The sequence below is a fragment of the Streptococcus wuxiensis genome, from assembly GCF_040888245.1.
GTDB classification, from domain to species: Bacteria; Bacillota; Bacilli; order Lactobacillales; family Streptococcaceae; genus Streptococcus; species Streptococcus wuxiensis.
In genome coordinates, this window is record NZ_JBFNFE010000004.1 from 80,167 (window position 1) to 98,064 (window position 17,898).

20 protein-coding genes are annotated in these 17,898 nt (G+C 39.4%); 1 reads left to right on the forward strand and 19 read right to left on the reverse strand.

The genetic code is table 11. The features are described 5' to 3' along the window. Positions 1 to 81 precede the first annotated feature (81 nt). Both AB2B47_RS05925 and AB2B47_RS05930 read right to left on the reverse strand, forming a co-directional pair. The gene (locus tag AB2B47_RS05925; RefSeq protein WP_036753553.1) at positions 82 to 2,040 is read right to left on the reverse strand and encodes a peptide ABC transporter substrate-binding protein; all 1,959 of its coding nucleotides are present in this window, start codon (positions 2,038 to 2,040) and stop codon (positions 82 to 84) included. Between the two features lie 201 nt (positions 2,041 to 2,241). Beyond that, positions 2,242 to 3,864, reverse strand: a complete 1,623-nt coding sequence (locus tag AB2B47_RS05930; RefSeq protein ID WP_025170332.1) for a putative polysaccharide biosynthesis protein — start codon at positions 3,862 to 3,864, stop codon at positions 2,242 to 2,244. 105 nt (positions 3,865 to 3,969) lie between these two features. Between AB2B47_RS05930 and AB2B47_RS05935 the strand changes: the two genes are divergently transcribed. Further along, positions 3,970 to 5,415 (forward strand): UDP-N-acetylmuramoyl-L-alanyl-D-glutamate--L-lysine ligase, encoded by a 1,446-nt coding sequence (locus AB2B47_RS05935; RefSeq protein WP_314944169.1) that lies wholly within the window; start codon positions 3,970 to 3,972, stop codon positions 5,413 to 5,415. A gap of 33 nt (positions 5,416 to 5,448) precedes the next feature. On the opposite strand, the gene AB2B47_RS05940 is transcribed toward AB2B47_RS05935, so the two are convergent. The 17 genes from AB2B47_RS05940 to AB2B47_RS06020 all read right to left on the reverse strand — a co-directional run bounded on the left by AB2B47_RS05940 (position 5,449) and on the right by AB2B47_RS06020 (position 17,867). Then, positions 5,449 to 6,099 carry a DUF1803 domain-containing protein gene (locus tag AB2B47_RS05940; protein WP_006151924.1) on the reverse strand — a complete coding sequence of 217 codons (651 nt, stop codon included), beginning with the start codon at positions 6,097 to 6,099 and terminating at the stop codon, positions 5,449 to 5,451. Further along, positions 6,083 to 6,595: a YiiX/YebB-like N1pC/P60 family cysteine hydrolase gene (locus AB2B47_RS05945; protein WP_006151738.1), complete on the reverse strand. Its 513-nt coding sequence runs from the start codon at positions 6,593 to 6,595 to the stop codon at positions 6,083 to 6,085. The genes AB2B47_RS05940 and AB2B47_RS05945 overlap by 17 nt, the downstream gene beginning before the upstream one ends. A gap of 63 nt (positions 6,596 to 6,658) precedes the next feature. After that, complete coding sequence (locus AB2B47_RS05950) at positions 6,659 to 7,594, reverse strand: manganese-dependent inorganic pyrophosphatase (protein WP_006151657.1); 936 nt, start codon at positions 7,592 to 7,594, stop codon at positions 6,659 to 6,661. Positions 7,595 to 7,678: 84 nt separating this feature from the next. Further along, positions 7,679 to 7,963 (reverse strand): GIY-YIG nuclease family protein, encoded by a 285-nt coding sequence (locus tag AB2B47_RS05955; RefSeq protein WP_006151530.1) that lies wholly within the window; start codon positions 7,961 to 7,963, stop codon positions 7,679 to 7,681. Continuing rightward, a complete protein-coding gene (locus AB2B47_RS05960; protein ID WP_006151401.1) occupies positions 7,953 to 8,702 on the reverse strand; it encodes a tRNA1(Val) (adenine(37)-N6)-methyltransferase in 750 nt (249 codons plus the stop codon). Before AB2B47_RS05960 ends, AB2B47_RS05955 begins: the two co-directional genes overlap by 11 nt. Positions 8,703 to 8,750: 48 nt before the next feature. Beyond that, positions 8,751 to 9,113, reverse strand: a complete 363-nt coding sequence (locus tag AB2B47_RS05965) for a S1 RNA-binding domain-containing protein (protein WP_025170331.1) — start codon at positions 9,111 to 9,113, stop codon at positions 8,751 to 8,753. A 1-nt stretch (position 9,114) separates the two neighbouring features. Next, a complete protein-coding gene (locus tag AB2B47_RS05970; RefSeq protein WP_006152117.1) occupies positions 9,115 to 10,515 on the reverse strand; it encodes a bifunctional Cof-type HAD-IIB family hydrolase/peptidylprolyl isomerase in 1,401 nt (466 codons plus the stop codon). An 80-nt stretch (positions 10,516 to 10,595) separates the two neighbouring features. Continuing rightward, positions 10,596 to 11,099, reverse strand: a complete 504-nt coding sequence (locus tag AB2B47_RS05975; protein ID WP_006152325.1) for a GNAT family N-acetyltransferase — start codon at positions 11,097 to 11,099, stop codon at positions 10,596 to 10,598. A gap of 99 nt (positions 11,100 to 11,198) precedes the next feature. Then, on the reverse strand, positions 11,199 to 11,438 hold the full coding sequence (rpsR, locus tag AB2B47_RS05980) for a 30S ribosomal protein S18 (RefSeq protein ID WP_000068664.1): 240 nt from the start codon (positions 11,436 to 11,438) through the stop codon (positions 11,199 to 11,201). Positions 11,439 to 11,469: 31 nt separating this feature from the next. Next, positions 11,470 to 11,940 (reverse strand): single-stranded DNA-binding protein, encoded by a 471-nt coding sequence (locus AB2B47_RS05985; protein WP_036755226.1) that lies wholly within the window; start codon positions 11,938 to 11,940, stop codon positions 11,470 to 11,472. An 11-nt stretch (positions 11,941 to 11,951) separates the two neighbouring features. Further along, the gene (gene rpsF / locus AB2B47_RS05990) at positions 11,952 to 12,242 is read right to left on the reverse strand and encodes a 30S ribosomal protein S6 (RefSeq protein WP_002896497.1); all 291 of its coding nucleotides are present in this window, start codon (positions 12,240 to 12,242) and stop codon (positions 11,952 to 11,954) included. Between the two features lie 129 nt (positions 12,243 to 12,371). Further along, complete coding sequence (locus AB2B47_RS05995; protein ID WP_006148127.1) at positions 12,372 to 13,028, reverse strand: CBS domain-containing protein; 657 nt, start codon at positions 13,026 to 13,028, stop codon at positions 12,372 to 12,374. A gap of 261 nt (positions 13,029 to 13,289) precedes the next feature. Beyond that, on the reverse strand, positions 13,290 to 14,000 hold the full coding sequence (locus tag AB2B47_RS06000; RefSeq protein ID WP_320693858.1) for an ABC transporter ATP-binding protein: 711 nt from the start codon (positions 13,998 to 14,000) through the stop codon (positions 13,290 to 13,292). After that, positions 14,000 to 14,764, reverse strand: coding sequence for an ABC transporter ATP-binding protein (locus AB2B47_RS06005; RefSeq protein ID WP_320693859.1), 765 nt, complete (start codon positions 14,762 to 14,764; stop codon positions 14,000 to 14,002). The genes AB2B47_RS06000 and AB2B47_RS06005 overlap by 1 nt, the downstream gene beginning before the upstream one ends. Next, a complete protein-coding gene (locus AB2B47_RS06010; protein WP_320693860.1) occupies positions 14,764 to 15,720 on the reverse strand; it encodes a branched-chain amino acid ABC transporter permease in 957 nt (318 codons plus the stop codon). Before AB2B47_RS06010 ends, AB2B47_RS06005 begins: the two co-directional genes overlap by 1 nt. Positions 15,721 to 15,723: 3 nt before the next feature. Further along, on the reverse strand, positions 15,724 to 16,593 hold the full coding sequence (locus tag AB2B47_RS06015; protein ID WP_004252371.1) for a branched-chain amino acid ABC transporter permease: 870 nt from the start codon (positions 16,591 to 16,593) through the stop codon (positions 15,724 to 15,726). Positions 16,594 to 16,706: 113 nt separating this feature from the next. Further along, positions 16,707 to 17,867, reverse strand: a complete 1,161-nt coding sequence (locus AB2B47_RS06020) for an ABC transporter substrate-binding protein (RefSeq protein ID WP_006152153.1) — start codon at positions 17,865 to 17,867, stop codon at positions 16,707 to 16,709. Positions 17,868 to 17,898 lie beyond the last annotated feature (31 nt).

Sequence of the window (17,898 nt, forward strand, 5' to 3'; positions counted from 1 at the left end):
TCAAGAGCTAGTTATAGTTTCAAACTATATAAAAACGATAACTTCCTGAGAAACTATCGTTTTTCCTGTTGAATAGACTGATTACTTAACGTGTTTAGCAAAATCTTCTTGGGCTTTTTTATTAGATTCTTCTTTTTCTTTCAGCCATTTTTGTCTAGCTTCTTCATACTCAGCTGTTGTGACAATCTTATCTTGCAATTTCACGTATTTGTAGGATTCAACACCCTTATTACCAGCTTGAGAGAAGGCGGCAGAGAATGGAACTGTTTTTCTCAATGTAGGTGTTCCACCTTTAGAAACGTTTGGAATTGCTAGAGAGCTATCCACCAACCAAGCTTGTGCTTCAGCGTATTTATCATAACGTTTGTTCAAATCTTGTTCAGCATTGGCTTCTTCCAACATCTTAGTATAGACATCCAAACCAACAGCTGTTGCTTTAGCATTGGTTGCTCCTGGTTCCAAACCGAGGTTTTGTAGTGAGCCACCACTTGTTAAGCTAAGAGTATCGAGGTAAGTTGATGGGTCTTGGTAGTCTGGTCCCCAACCACCGTTATAAAGGTCATAGTCTTTTTGTGCAGCTGTATTCGCTAGATAACCAATACTATCCATTTCCTCAGTAGTCAGCATTTGAATATCGATAACGACATTATCTGCACCTAGAACAGATTCAATAGACTGTTTGAAAGAACTTGCCTCTAACACCCCCTTCTTAAAGGTTTGGTCAACCGGTAAATCCAGGTGAATTGGGAATTGAACACCTTTGGCTTCCAATTCTTTCTTGGCTTGAGCAAAGACTTCTTTGGCCTTATCGGCATTGTAGTAAGCATCTTGGGCATCAGCGAAGTTCATATTTTGCCATACTTGACCGTAATTGACCACCTTAGAAGCTACGACATCACCAAAATCTTTACCATCAAGTGTTACAAATGATGGTGGAACGAGCAAGTTTCTGATAATCTTAGTTGCTCCATCTTCCCCTTGAGATTGGGCACCATAAGCAGTACGGTCATAGGCAAAGTTGATAGCCTGACGGAATGATTTATTCAAAACTGCTTCTTGTTGGGCTGTCTTTTCAGCATCAGTTGTTTTTGAAGTATGGTTATAAGATTGTCTATCTAGGTTAAAGTTATAATAGTAGGATGTCGCATCTTGCATGCTGTAAATAATATTATCTTTATTCTTTTCCTTAATTCCTTCAAAGCTCGAACTATTTGGATAGAGACGTGCGTAGCTGTATACTCCTTCCATGAAGTTACGTGCCAAGGCATCTTGGTCGCTTCCATCGTAGTAAGTCAACTTCACTTCATCTACGAATACATTTTTTGCATCCCAGTAATTTGGATTTTTCTTGTATTCCATGACAGATTTAGATGTGAATGATTTGAGAATAAATGGACCATTATACAAAATATTTGCTGGATCCACTTTACCGAAATCATCCCCTTTTGAGTTCAAGAAGTCTGCATTTACTGGAAACAGAATAGTCGCAGTTGTTTTTGAGTTCCAGTAAGTTTCTGGGTGAGTCAAGGTATATTGGACAGTTTGGTCGTCAATAGCCTTTACACCAACTGTTGAAAAGTCTGTTGTTTTTCCGTTGATATAGTCATCCAAGCCAGCAACAGAATCTTGAACTAGATAGAGAGCTTCAGATTTTTTATCCGCAGCATATTTCAATCCTGTCACAAAATCTTGTGCTGTCACTGGTGCATACTCTTCACCATCTGCTGTATACCATTTGGCGTCCTTACGAAGTTTGTAAGTATAAGTCAAACCATCTTGGGATACAGTCCAATCTTCTGCCAATGAAGGAATATAATTTCCATACTGGTCATTTTCCATCAAACCATCTACCAAGTTTGTCACAACATCACCTGTTGTTGCACGATTCTCTAAGAGATAGTTTAGACTAGATGGATCGCTACTATATACATAGTTGTATGTTTTAGTAGAACTAGCTGAGTTGCTACAAGCCGCCAATAGCAGACCTGCACTTAGGACAACGCCTGCTAACGTCAGATATTTTGCCTTAGACTTTTTCATAAACAGAACCTCCAAATTTAAATATTTGTATCATTATACAGCTATTGTTTTTTTTAGTCAAGTGATTTTATCTAATTTTTACCAAATTATAGATTTTTTTCTACTAATTTTATATTTTATCCTATTTTTTAAATAAAAAAATGAACAATTTAAACTTTTTCGGATAGAAAAGTTCAAATTATTCATTTTATTTATAAATTTTTATGATAATTTTAATCGTGCTCGTAACTGATTGGCTTTTTCCTGTCCAATAACCTTATCCAAGAGACGAGTATAGAGACACATAACTCCGTAAAGCCCGCCACCGATTGTACCAATTAAGGCGACATATAGGAAACTCCAGAAACGTCCAGTTGGTTGGAAGACAAATCCAATAATCCATTGCAAGAGTCCTACTAGAATAAACATAACTAGAGTCAAAATAGTAACTAAGATTGTTCTCTTCAGAATAATCTTTCGACGCGCACCTGTCACCTCACATATATCACGGTACATCAAAACATTTGGAATAATGAGTCCGATTGTTGTTGAAATTAAAGGGCCATAACTATGGAATATCGCTATTGATGGTATTTGAAGAATAATTTTGGCGATAGAACCATATACAAAATACAAGACTGCTTTGCGGTTACGAAACATCGCCTGAAGCATCGGCGACAAAACCATGTACAAACCTAGAATTGTTGACTGCAAGACTGCAAAGACAAACAAACCCATAGCCAAGCCATCTGGCTTACCGTAAAAGACTGTATAGAGGGGTTCACCTACCATAACTACACCAACCGTTGCTGGTAAGAGGAATAGGAAGAGCATGGTGATACTATCTTGAACTAGACGAGAAGCCGCTGGCAAATCCCCTTTGACATAGTTCTCAGTCAAGAGAGGCAGACCAACACTACCAATCGAAACTCCAACCGAAATCAAAATCATAGTGATTTTATTAGGATTGGCAGAGAAATAAGAAAACATGACAACTAAGTCTTCATTACTATAGTTGGTAAACCACTTCATGCTATTGATAAAGGTCATTTGGTCCAAGATTTGGAAAAGCTGAATAGCCGAACCAGTCAAGATAAAAGGAATTGCTTCCTTAATCGTATCAACCAAAAGACTCTTACTGTCAATCTTATCTCGTGTTTCAAAAACTTTTTGGAGCAATCCTTCCTTATAAAGGAAATAAAGTAAGACTGCAAAACTAGCTACCATTCCCACAAAAGCTGCAAAGGTAGATTGGGTAACAGCTGATAGATAATCCTTTGAACCGAGCTTCATGATGATAAAGGTTGCTAAGAGCATCCAAATGACACGGATAACCTGCTCAGCAATTTGACTCATGGCATAAGGTTTAAGATTATTCATCCCTTGGAAAAATCCACGGATAACACTCATAGATGGGAATATCAAGACAGCCCACGCTAAACTTTGCATAATTGGAATTAAGTCCTTACCGACTCCGGAAAGGTCCGCCAACCAAGGTGCAAAGAGGTATAAGATCAAGGCAAAGGCAAGTCCTAGCACAGTCATAAAGCCCAAGAAACTTCGAATCAGGGCAAAACTATGCTCTTCCTCATGCATGGTATTGTATTTAGCGACCTGCTTTGCGACCGCCACTGGGATACCTGCTGTCGAAATCAACAAGAACCAAGCATAGATATTGTAACCCATGGTAAAGAGACCATTAGCCTTAGCAGCATATGTTCCCATCCAAATATACCAAGGGATAATGTAAATAGCCCCGAGCAGGCGACTGATAAAGTTACTAGCTGTAAGCCAAGCAGTCCCGCGTAACATCTGGGCCTGCTGATGATTATTTTCGTTAGACATAACTTCCTCATTCAATTTTAATCACTAGGAAAAGTTCCTTATCTTCCATTATAAACTTTTCCTTGTTACTTGTAAAATTCAGACTTTCAGTTTACAATAGAAAGTATGATAAAGATTGAAACCGTATTAGATATTTTAAAGAAAGACGATCTCTTCCGTGAGATTATCGACCAAGGACATTACCACTATAATTTTAATGATGTAACTTTTGATAGCATCTGCTACGATAGCCGAAAAGCAAAAGATAATAGCCTATTTTTTGTTAAGGGAGCTGCTTTCAAGAAGGAATTTCTTCTTTCAGCAATCTCACAAGGACTCGGTTGGTATGTAGCGGAGCAGGATTATGAAGTAGGCATTCCTGTCATCGTTGTTAGCGACATTAAGAAGGCTATGAGTTTGATTGCCATGGAATTTTATGGCAATCCGCAGGAAAAACTAAAACTTCTCGCTTTCACTGGTACCAAAGGAAAAACAACAGCGGCATACTTCGCCTACAATATCTTAAATCAGCAACATCGTCCTGCTATGTTATCAACTATGAATACGACTTTGGACGGAAAAACTTTCTTCAAGTCTGCTCTGACAACACCTGAAAGCATCGACCTCTTTGATATGATGGCGCAGGCAGTTGATAATGGAAGAAGCCACCTGATTATGGAAGTTTCCAGTCAAGCCTACTTGGTGAAACGAGTTTACGGTCTTACTTTTGATGTAGGTGTGTTCCTAAATATCAGTCCTGACCATATTGGTCCTATTGAGCATCCAACCTTTGAAGACTACTTCTACCACAAGCGTCTCTTGATGAAAAATAGCCGAGCAGTTGTCATTAATAGCGATATGGACCACTTCTCTGTCTTAAAAGAACAAGTTGAGAACCAAGATCATGACTTCTACGGTAGCCAGTCAAGTAACCAAATCGAGAACTCCAAAGCCTTTAGCTTCTCAGCTACTGGTAAATTAGCTGGCGATTATGATATCCAGTTGATTGGATATTTCAACCAAGAAAATGCAGTCGCTGCAGGACTTGCCTGCCTTCGTTTAGGTGCTAGTCTTGAAGACATCAAAAAAGGGATTGCTGCAACACGCGTTCCTGGCCGTATGGAAGTTCTCACTCAGAAAAATGGCGCAAAAGTTTTCATCGACTACGCCCATAATGGTGATAGCTTGAAGAAATTGATCTCAGTCGTTGAAACACATCAGACTGGAAAGATTGCTTTAGTACTCGGATCAACAGGAAACAAGGGAGAAAGCCGTCGTAAGGACTTTGGACTTCTGCTCGATCAACATCCTGAAATTCAAGTATTTCTAACGGCTGACGATCCAAACTATGAAGATCCAATGGCCATTGCTGATGAAATTAGCAGCTACATCCATCGTCCTGTTGAAAAGATTGCTGACCGTGAGCTAGCTATCAAGGCTGCGATGTCTGTTACAGATCAAGAACTGGATGCTGTGATTATCGCTGGTAAAGGAGCTGATTGCTATCAAATCGTCCAAGGCAAGAAGGAAGACTACGCTGGAGATGCAGCTATCGCAGAACGTTTTCTATAAGAACTTAAAGAAGGCTAGGGAATTTCCTAGCCTTTATTTTTTTATAAATATGAGTCTTTCTTTGTCAAATTCTACAGCTAACTCATATTTCCCCTCTTCATTTTGAACGATGTAGCCTAACAAAACTAAACTATCGACAAAGATATCACGACGTTTCTGCATAAGCTGGTCTTTTTTGAGAAATTTAAGCAAAAAGGTTGTCATATATTTGAGAGCATACTCAGGGTTGACATCCCCCAAAACAGCATAGAGTTTCTGCTGATCTTCTGTCAGCGGATACTGGTGCTTAACTTTATAAAAGTAATTAGACAAGGTCATCTTTTCCCGAGCAAAATCCGTATACTCTTCTAGGATAGCTGCATTGGTTTGATTGCGCAATTCAGTCTGAAAATCTTTCTCCAATATTTCTTGATAGATGGGACTATCATCTCTTACAAAGACTTCTTGATCCAATTCAAGAGATTCCGTAGACTCTAGAAAGGGAAGATTGAGATAATAGCGTTTGTTCTCTCGTAAAATCAAGCCAGCCTTAATATATTCTTCCATCAACTTATCCACTGGTTGATCTGGAAATTGAGCCTTGATTTGCCGCAGAATCACATCGTCGTGCTGATCAAGATAGTCAACCAAATCTCTAAAGAATGGTTGTCGTGTCAAACGAGATGGATTAAAAATCTGAATCATGAAGATTCCTTTCTTTACAAACTAAAAATGGAGAGGCCGCTAATTGACTCGGGTTAGTGCCAGGCTGATTCAGAGGCACAGGAAGCCCCAACTCTCGATAATATTCTCTCCAGAAATCACTGATTTCCTGTGTATCATCACCAAACTTCATGGGAATGGTCTCAAAAATAGGGAGGATTTCTGCTACAAACTGGGAACAATAGAAACCATCTCCATCTGGGTAAAAGGAAGCATTGTAGGGAGCCCCTAAAAGACTCTCTGCTCGCCTTTTGACCTCTGTACAATCAATCTGCTCATAATGATAAAGGTCATATACTTTCCCGTGTTCAAAGAATTCCTCAGGAGTCTGGGCAAGGACGCCACCTTCCACCGTAGCATGATAGACCTGTCCGTCCAAAAAGATGGCCACATGGCTATAGTGACCAGTAGATTCCTGGATAGCCTGCCCCATTTCTGTATCTTCTCTCACAAAAATCAAATCGCCATTTTCTAACATCTTTCTCTCCTAGAAAAAAAGGAGTCGAAACTCCTTTTTAACAATGGGCTTCCCCATCTATGATTATGCATTAAAGCTTTCAGTCAATTGTGGTACCACTTGTTTCTTACGTGAAACAGCACCTGGAAGGAAAGCGTGGTTGTTTTCAAGTTTGAAGTTGAAAGCTGCTTCTACCTTGTCCATATTAGCACCAAGAGCCAAAATTTCTGAGTTTGAGTTGACGATGTCTGTAATCATCAAGACAAAGTCAGAGTAGCCGTTAGCTGCATTTGCGGCTTGGATGGCTGCTTCGATTTCAGCTTGGCGGTCCAAGACTTCAGCAATATCAACTGTATTCACTTGAGCCACACGAACATTGTTTCCGTTGAGTTCAAATGTCTTGGCATCGATATCAATCAATTCTTCAGCAGATTTGCTTGCCAAGTTTGTACCAGCCTTGAGCATGGCAAGACCGTATACTTCCAAGTTCACACCAGCCAATTCAGCCAATTCAAGAGCAATGACTTTATCTGATGGGTGAGTGGTTGGAGATTTCAAAAGAAGAGTATCTGAAATCAAACCTGATAGCATCAAACCTGCGATTTCTTTTGGAACAGCTACACCGTGTTCTTTGAACATGCGGTAAACGATAGATGATGCTGATCCAACTGGTTCCAAACGCATGTAAAGTGGGCTGGCAGTTTCAAAGTTAGACACACGATGGTGGTCCACCACACCGTAAACTTCTACTTCAGCGATATCTGAAACAGATTGTTGGAATTCATTGTGGTCTGTTAAGATGACTTGCTCTGCATCTTCTGCTTTAGCAGATGTGATCACGCGCGGTGCTTCTACACCAAAATAGTTCAAGACGAAAGCTGTTTCTTCATTTGGAGTTCCAAGAGCAACCGCTTCTGTATCCAAACCGTAAGCTTCTTTTGCAAGGTAAGCAAAAGCTACAGATGAACCAATAGCATCTGAGTCTGGATTTTGGTGACCAAATACTAGAATCTTAGACATGATAATACCTCGTTTCTTTATTCTCTTTATTGTAGCATTTTTTTCAATTTTTGACAAAAATAAGAGGAGCCAAAGGACTCCTCATTACATATCAAAAGCATCGACTAAATTTTTATTTTGACACTCTTTAATATAATGTTCTTTTTGCATGCGTGTCTTGCGCTTGAAAAAAGCTTCAGCAGACATGGCCTCTTCCTTGCTGTCAAAACCTTCCGCAAAGATGAGTTTTACTGGCAAGCGAGCTCGTGTATACTTGGCTCCTTTACCGCTATTGTGCACGGTAATTCTTTTCTTCACATCTGTTGTATAGCCTGTATAGTAGGAACCATCACGGCACTCTACCACATACATATAAGCCTTATGATCCATAGTAAATCTCTTGAATTTCTGGTGTATAAGTACCATCACTATTATGAACAATGAGTGGTGGTAAAACCTTAAAACCACTAGTGGAGCCGTCCTTAATAGCCTCAATCAAAAGCATATTGGCTTCCTTCTCCCGTTTAGGGTAAACAAATTGCAGACGTTTTGGAGCCAGATTATGCTGTTGGAGCGTAGCTAAGATATCTAATAATCGATCAGGACGATGAACCATAGCTAACCGCCCATTTGATTTGAGAATACTCTGGGCACTACGACAGATTTCCTTAAGATTGGTTGTAATTTCATGCCGAGCTAAAAGGTAATGCTCACTTTCGTTCAGATTAGAATTTGGATCCACTTTAAAATAAGGCGGATTGCATAAAATCAAATCAACCTTACTCCCCTGAATGTGACTTGGCATATTTTTCAAATCATCACAGATGACCTGCATCTGTCCGTCCAGCCCATTTAAACGTACTGATCGTTCAGCCATATCAGCAAGACGTTCCTGAATTTCTACAGATAGAATTTTAGCCTTGGTTCGGCTACTGGCAAACAGTCCAACAGCTCCATTGCCCGCACAGAAATCTACTATCAAACCATTTTTCGGAAAACGAGGAAAGCGTGACAAAAGTACACTATCCACTGAATAGCTGAAAACCTCACTATTTTGAATAATTTTGATGTCAGTAGAGAAGAGTTGGTTAATTCGCTCTCCTGTTTTTAATAATTGTTCTTCGTTCATACTTCCATTATAGCAAAATATAATAACATCACAATGATTTGAGGGATATCAATTACTGTTTTTCTTTAAATGTTTCAAGGCTTCTCGTGTCCAAACAGGCATCATGCGACCAAGCGGCGCGAATCCATGTTTGATGCGATCATTCGAAAAACGTCTCCGTCTAGGAAGTTGATGTTTTTCTTCTTCCAAGGTACGAATGGAAAGGCTAGCCTTCCCTGTATATTCGTCAAAATCTACTACTTGCACCTGGACTTCATCACCGATTTTTAAAACCTCGTAAATATTCTCGATAAATCCTGTCCGAATCTCCGAAATATGAATCAGGCCTGTCACTCCTGTTTCTAACTCAACAAAAGCTCCATAGGGCTGAATCCCAGTAATACGGCCATTTAGCTTATCACCGATTTTCATTTTAGTCCTCAATTTCAATAGTTTCAATTACGACATCTTCAACTGGCTTGTCCATTGCACCTGTTTCGACACCTGCAATTGCATCCAGAACTTCATAAGAAGCTTCATCCGCAAGTTGACCGAATACAGTATGACGACGGTCTAGGTGAGGAGTTCCACCTTGTTCTGCATAAATCTCCGCAATTGGCTCTGGCCAACCACCACGAGCAATTTCTTTCTTAGAATATGGCAAGTGTTGATTCTGCACGATAAAGAACTGGCTACCATTTGTATTTGGCCCAGCATTAGCCATAGAAAGGGCTCCGCGGACATTGTAAAGTTCTTCTGAAAACTCATCCTCAAAAGATTCTCCATAGATAGACTCTCCACCCATACCGGTTCCAGTTGGGTCTCCACCTTGAATCATAAAATCTTTAATAATACGGTGGAAAATCACACCGTCATAGTAACCATCTTTTGACAGAGCAATAAAGTTGGCTACTGTTTTTGGTGCGTAATCAGGGAAAAGTTTGATACGCATATCCCCATGATTTGTCTTAATAGTCGCAATTGGACCTTCTACTGTTTCAATGTCTACTTGTGGAAAATGTAATTCTTTTTCTACCATACCAAATCCTTCTAAGGCATCAAAGATGCCATCTTCTTCTAATGTTTTTGTAATATAATCTGCTTTTTCTTTGATTTTTTCATGAGAAACACCCATAGCGACACTAATGCCTGCATAATCAAAGAGTTCTAAATCGTTAAGTCCGTCCCCAAAAACCATCACGTTTTCAGGTTTTAAACCTAATTGGTCTACCACTTTGGCAACTCCAGCTGCCTTAGAACCGGAAATCGGCACCACATCTGACGAATGTTCATGCCAGCGTACCATACGCAAAGTCGATGCTAAAGCATCAGGCAATCTCAGGTCATCTCCCTGGTCCTCAAAGGTCCACATCTGATAAATATCTTCTTTTTGGTAAAAATCAGGGTCCACCTCTAAATCAGGATAAATCGGGTCTATCGCCTGGCTAATCATCTCTGTTCGTCTTGATAGTTTAGCAGCATGGCTTCCCACCAAACCATAATCAATCCCAACTTCTTTGGTCCAAGTAATATATTCCTCAACCTTATCTTTAGCAATTTTGTTACTATAAATGACATTGCCCTTTTTGTCCTCAATATAAGCACCATTCAAGGTTACAAAGAAATCAGGTTTGAGGGCTTTAATCTCTGGGACGACACCAAAAATTCCACGTCCAGTCGCAATTCCTGTCAAAATTCCTTTATCACGTAATTGTTTAAAGGCTGTTGGAATAGTGCTTGGAATAAAGCCAGTCTTTGAATTTCGTAAAGTATCATCTATATCAAAAAAGATAATTTTAGTTTTCTTAGCCTTGTATCTTAACTTGGCATCCATTATAATACCTCCTTCAATTCACTCTTTCCATTATACCATAAAGTAGAGAAATCCCACATCCCCAATAAAATCCTTGTCTCTTATCCGAATTCCTTTACTAGATACAAAACCAAATCATCATTATTTTGGCTAGTTGCATTCATTTCCAAGGGTTGATTTCGATACCAGACACCTGTCCCATCTGGAATGTAGCCCCGTCTGATATACAATCTCTGGGCAGGGCCATAGCCTAAGTGCAAACCTACACCAAGAGTGACCTTACTCGAAACAAACTTGACTCGTTTTTCTGCTTCTTCTAGCAGTTGATTCCCAATCCCTTGATTTCGAAAAGGCTCAAACACATTAAAATCTGATAATTCTGGATAGACTTCTGCAAAAGGACCATGTTTAGCAGAGGGCAAAATGGTAACGTAGCCCGCTACAACACCATCAATCTCTGCAACTAAGACTTCTCTCTCCCCACTTTCCTGTTCCAGAAAATATCTAGCCAAAATTTCCTCTCTACCAGGCCAACCTTGATTCATAAATCCATGAGATAAGGATTCAATATCAGACTTAATCATATTTCTAATCGTACAATTCATCTTTGACTTACCCACCTTTACTCTTTCTATTACCATTATAGCACGCCAAGGTCAGAAAAAAACTATCTCGTGAAAAAAAGACCCGTAAGGGTCTTTTCTTTAATCTTCGTTTACGAAAGGCATCAAAGCCATTACGCGAGCGCGTTTGATAGCTGTTGTTACTTTACGTTGGTTTTTAGCTGAAGTTCCAGTTACACGACGTGGAAGGATTTTCCCACGTTCTGAAACGAAACGGCTAAGAAGCTCAGTATCTTTGTAATCAACATATTCAATTTTGTTTGCTGCGATGTAATCAACTTTTTTACGGCGTTTGAATCCGCCACGACGTTGTTGAGCCATGTTTTTTCTCCTTTATAGTATTAATTGTCCATTAGAATGGTAAATCATCATCTGAAATATCCAAAGGATTGGTTGATCCAAATGGATTTTCATCACGTGAAAAGTCAGGTACTGAATTTGTAGGTGCTGCATGACTAGCAGTTGGTGCAGAATAAGCTCCACCACTTTGTCCTTCACGAGCACTACGGCTTTCCAACATTTGGAAATTCTCAGCTACGACTTCTGTCACGTAGACACGTTGTCCTTGCTGGTTATCGTAACTACGAGTCTGAATACGACCTGTAATACCGACAAGAGAGCCTTTTTTAGCCCAGTTAGCAAGATTTTCAGCCTGTTGGCGCCACATAACGACATTGATAAAATCAGCCTCACGTTCGCCATTTTGACTCTTGAATGTACGGTTTACTGCAAGAGTAAAAGTCGCAACTGCTACATTTGATGGGGTATAACGTAACTCAGCGTCACGTGTCATACGCCCTACAAGTACAACATTGTTAATCATAATCTACCTTCTTACGCGTCAAGTTTGACGATCATGTGACGAAGAATGTCAGCGTTGATTTTTGAAAGACGGTCAAACTCTTTAAGAGCTGCGTCATCGTTTGCTTCAACGTTAACGATGTGGTAAAGTCCTTCACGGAAATCTTGGATTTCGTATGCAAGACGACGTTTTTCCCAATCTTTTGATTCAACAACAGTTGCACCGTTGTCAGTCAAGATAGAGTCAAAACGTGCTACCAAAGCGTTTTTCGCTTCTTCTTCAATGTTTGGACGAATGATATAAAGAATTTCGTATTTAGCCATTGATATGTTCCTCCTTTTGGTCTAATGACCCCAAGTCATTGCATGGGGTAAGTGAGGTTTGCTCACAATAAACTATTATACTAGAAAAAAGTTTTTTTCGCAAGCTTAAAGTAAGTTATATTTTTCTTTTTAGAGTTTTTTTGCAGAAGTTTTTGTAATTTCATCCACGAGAATATTTTCATCCTCGAATTTCTTTTTCAACGATGAAAGATCAATGCTTCCCTCAATTTGTACTTCAATAACGATCTTACCATCCTTACGTGGAATATTAACTGTATGAGAGATATTAAGATTTTCCTCAACGATTAAAGAAACAATCTTACCTAAAACTCCAACTTCATTTTCAGTGATAAAACGAACACGGATTCCTTCTTCACCATATCCAGCGATTTCAAGAAAGGCACTGAATACATCACGATCTGTAATGACTCCATACAATTGTCCGTTGTCAACAACTGGCAAAATACCAATCTTATTTTTAAGCATGAGATAAGTTGCATCTTCTAAACTTGCATAGCCTGAGACAGTAACAACATCTCGAATCATGACGTCTTTTACTTTTGTCTTATTAAGCAGATAATTCATCTCGAAGATTGAAAGACTAGTCGCTTTTGAAGGACTAGCTTCAGCGATTGTCCCTTCTGTTACCAAGCCTACTAATTTATCATTCTCAATAACAGGGAGACGGTGCAAGCCTTGTTCGCGCATCAAATCTGCTGCGTGTGCAACAGTTGTATCAGGACTGATATAAACGACCTTGCGTGTCATAAAATCTTTAACTGCCATAGGAAATCTCCTTTATGTTTATAGTTTTATTATACACTTTTTACGGAAAGCTATCAAACGCTTTCATTTCTTTTTCAAGATTCAGAAAAATCTGAAGGACTTTACGAAAAAGAGCTCAACTTAGAGCCCTTAATCTTATACTTATGTAGATTGTATGATTGCTTTGCAATCTTTATCCGCCGATTAAAACAATCCCCTAGACTAGATATTAATTGCTGACGCAATTTTTATCCGCCGACTAAAACAATCCACTGGATTGTTTTAGCCACCTAGATATGCTTTTCTGACTTCGTCTGATGCTGCGAGTTCTTTTCCTGTTCCTGATAGGACAATCTTTCCTGTTTCAAGAACATATCCTCGGTCAGCGATGGCAAGTGCTTTATTAGCATTTTGCTCAATTAAGAGAACGGTTGTTCCTTGTTTTTGAATATCTTGGATGATATCAAAAATTTCTTGGATAAAGATTGGCGCAAGCCCCATTGATGGTTCATCTAATAAAAGTAGTTTAGGCGTTGACATGAGTGCACGTCCCATGGCAAGCATCTGCTGTTCACCACCAGATAGAGTAGCCGCATCTTGATTTTTACGTTCTTCCAAACGAGGGAAACGAGAGAAGACTTTTTTCAAATTTGCTTGATTCTCTTCACGATTTTTCTTAAGAAAGGCTCCCATCTCCAAGTTTTCCATAACAGTCAAACCGGAGAAAACGTGACGCCCTTCTGGTACTTGAGAAAGTCCTGATGCCACAATTTTTTGTGCAGGCATCTTTTGGATTTCTTGTCCCAAAAATTCAATCTTACCAGCACTTGGACGCACAAGTCCTGAAAGAGTACGAAGGATGGTTGTTTTACCAGCACCGTTAGCACCGATAAGAGAAACAACTTCCCCTTCATTGACTTCAAAGCTCACATCACGTACAGCTTGAATCATACCGTAGTGAACTGAGAGGTTTTCAACTTTTAACATAGACATTAGGCTTCACCTCCAAGATAAGCTTCGATAACACGTTTATTGCTCTTGATTTCATCTGGTGTCCCATGAGCAATCAAACGACCGTACTCTAGTACGTAGATACGTTCAGTGACTTCCATGACCAAGTTCATATCATGTTCAATCAGCATGATAGTAATCTTGAATTCATCCTTGATGCGACGGATCAACTCAGTCAATTCTGCAGTTTCTTGTGGGTTCATACCTGCTGCAGGCTCATCCAAGAAGAGGATTTTAGGTTCTGTAGCAAGGGCACGAACAATTTCCAAACGACGTTGTTGGCCATAGGCTAAGTTTTTAGCTAAGGTTTCAGCATCACCATCTAAATCAAAGATTTTTAGTAATTCTAAGGCTTTGGATTTTAATTCCTTTTCATTCTTATAAAAAGCTGGTAAACGCAAGAAACTTGCAAAAACATGTTGTTTGTGATGGTTACTAAATGCAATAAGAACGTTATCCAAAACTGTCAAGTCTTTAAAGAGGCGGATGTTTTGGAAGGTACGCCCTAAGCCAAGAGCAGCAATTTTATAGGGTTGCTTGCCATTTAACAAGTGACCATCCAAGGTTACTGTTCCTTCGCTAGGTTCATAAACTCCTGTCAGCAAGTTGAAGAGAGTTGTTTTCCCAGCACCATTCGGTCCAATCAGGCCAACAAGTTCACCTTCGTTCAATTCTAGAGTTACATCTCCAACAGCAGTCAGACCACCAAAATGCTTGGTTAACTGTTTTACTTCAAGTAATGCCATTAGTTTTGTCCCTCCTTCTTACCTTTTTTAAAGAGTCTTGATAGGCTCAATTCCCATGTTCCTAGAAGGCCTCCTGGTCTGAAGATCATAACAAGTACCAAGGCCAAAGCATAGATAATCATACGAACGCTAGCTACGTCTTGAAGGAACATATTCAAAATACCAAGAACAATCGCAGCGACAATTGCTCCTGTAATTGATCCCAAGCCACCAAATACAACGATAATTAAAACGTTGATAGAGTTGATAAAGCTATAATCTTTTGGCACAACAGAACCGATAAATCCTGCTTGAAGGGAACCTGCAATACTTGCAGTCATAGCTCCAAATACAAATGCGATAATTTTGATTTTTGTTGTATTGACCCCGACAGATTCAGCTGCAATTTCATCTTCACGAACAGACAAGGTTAAACGACCGATTGGACTACGAAGGAAATTCAGCGTTGCAATTGTCGTAATCACGGCAAAAATGTATACCATTTGCCAATTAGTAAAGTTTGGAATACCAAGGATACCAGCAGCTCCGTTTGTTAAATCACCACCATTGACGATTAGGATACGGATAATTTCAGCAACACCAAGTGTCGCAACTGCAAGGTAGTCCCCCTTCAAACGAAGGGTAGGAATTCCAACGACCAAGGCAACCAAACCAGCAATGATAGCACCAAGCAACATAGCTCCAAAAAAGGCACCATAAGTTGGATATTTAGAACCAATAATGGCTGCTGCATAGGCACCGATAGCCATGAATCCAGCATGTCCAAGAGAAAATTGACCAGAGAAACCAACGATAAGGTTAAGTCCTACTGCAAGAATAATATTGATACCAATTTGTTCTAGAATCTGAATATGGAAAAGGTTTAAAATACCAAACGAAACTAATAAGCTAATCACACCATATCCAAGCAACAAAAGGAGCAACCAGAGAATATTAACTTTTAAATTTTCTTTCATTGTTTACACCTTCTCTTTCACATTCTTCCCAAGGATACCAGCTGGACGAACAATCAAGATCAATAGCAAGATTCCGTACACGATAGCATCACGGAAATCTGACATTCCGAAAGCTGTTGCAAAAGTTTCCAATAGTCCGATTACAAAACCTCCAAGAGCTGCACCAGGAATAATACCGATACCACCTAAAACGGCAGCCACGAATGATTTAATACCCGGAGTCATTCCCATCAATGGTTCAAGAGAGTTGTAGTAAAGGGCAATCAAGACACCTGCTGCACCAGCAAGAGCTGAACCTAAGGCAAAGGTGAAACTGATTGTACGGTTTACGTTGATCCCCATCAATTGAGCTGCATCACTATCTACAGATACGGCACGCATGGCTTTCCCCATTTTTGTTTTTTGCACGATGAGTTGCAAAAGAATCATCAAGACAATCGAAACTGTCAAAATCAACAATTGAATATTTGTTAGACTGATTGGACCCAAGTCATAACGAACTGTTTGGATTGCTTGAGGAAAGGCACGTGTATTGGCACCTACTAGATAGACCATTCCATACTCAAGCAAGAAGGATACCCCGATAGCAGTAATCAATACAGAGATACGAGTTGAATGACGGAGTGGACGGTAAGCTAGAAACTCGATGATTACGCCGAGAATAGCTGAACCAATCATGGACAAAATTAAGGCTAAAAAGAAATTTAAATGGAGGGCATTAATCAAGAAATAACCCATGAAAGCACCCATCATATAGATATCACCATGGGCAAAGTTAATAAGCTTGATAATTCCATAAACCATAGTATAACCCAGGGCTAGCAAGGCATAGACACTACCCAAGATTAAACCATTGACAAGTTGTTGAAGCATATGGTTCACTCTTTCTAAGTTTTATTTTTAGGATTTTATAAAAATAATCCCTTTATAAACACCGAAACAGGGAGTGAGTAAAAGCTCATTCCCCATTTACGATATCTATAAAATTAAGGTTTTACGACTTCTGCCGCATCTACTTTACCATTATTCATGGTCATCATGAAGGCTGTTTTCACAGTGTTATGATCTGCATCAAAGCTTGTTTGACCTGTAACACCTTCGAAGTTTTGTGTTTTAGCAAGATTGTTCTTGATATCAACTGAAGTTTTTGCACCTTTTGCTGCATTAGCTACAAGGTAAACTGAGTCATAAGCAAGAGCTGCAAATGTTGAAGGATCTTCGTTATATTTTGCACGATAAGCTTCAAGGAAGGCTTTTGCTTTATCTGAAACATCAACAGTAGTTGAGAATCCAGAGATGAAGTAGATATTTGATGCGCGTTCAGCAGTTGCTTGTTGAACAAATTCTGCACCGTTAAATCCGTCACCACCGATGATTGGCTTATCAATTCCCATACCACGAGCTTGGTTTACAATCTTACCAGCTTCTGTGTAGTAACCTGGTAATACGATTGCATCAAATTCTTTATCTTTGATTTTTGTCAAAGCTGCTTGGAAGTCTGTATCACCTGATACAAATGTTTCGTCTGCTACGATTTCACCTGTGAATGAATCACGGAAAGATTTTGCAATACCTTTAGCGTAGTCACTTGAGTTATCTGTATACAAGACCACTTTCTTAGCGTTCAATTTGTTTGAAACGTAGTTTGAGATGATTTTTCCTTGGAAACTATCTTGGAATGTTCCGATGAAGAGGAAATCTTGACCTTTTGTCAAACCATCTTGAGTAGCACTTGGAGAAATCAATGGAACTCCAGCTTGTGTAGCATTTGCTACTGCTGCTGCAGTCGCACCTGAAGTCGCAGGTCCTACGATAGCTGCTACCTTAGATTGAGTCACAAGGTTTGTTGAAACAGAAGCAGCTTCAGCAGTTTCAGATTTGTTATCTTTGTCGACTACTTCGATTTGTTTTCCATCGATACCACCTGCTGCGTTGATTTCATCAACTGCAAGTTGAGCACCCTTTTGCTCAGAAGTACCATAAGATGCTACAGCACCAGTTTCTTCGAAGTTGAAACCAATTTTTACAACTTTTTCATCAATTGGATTACCTGTTGTGTTTGAAGCTCCTGACTTCACTTCCCCACAAGCTGCTAAAAGAGCTGTACTTGCAAGAGCTACAAGTGACAATGCAAATTTTTTCTTCATGTTTATCTCCTTTTAATGTTCAATTTAAATT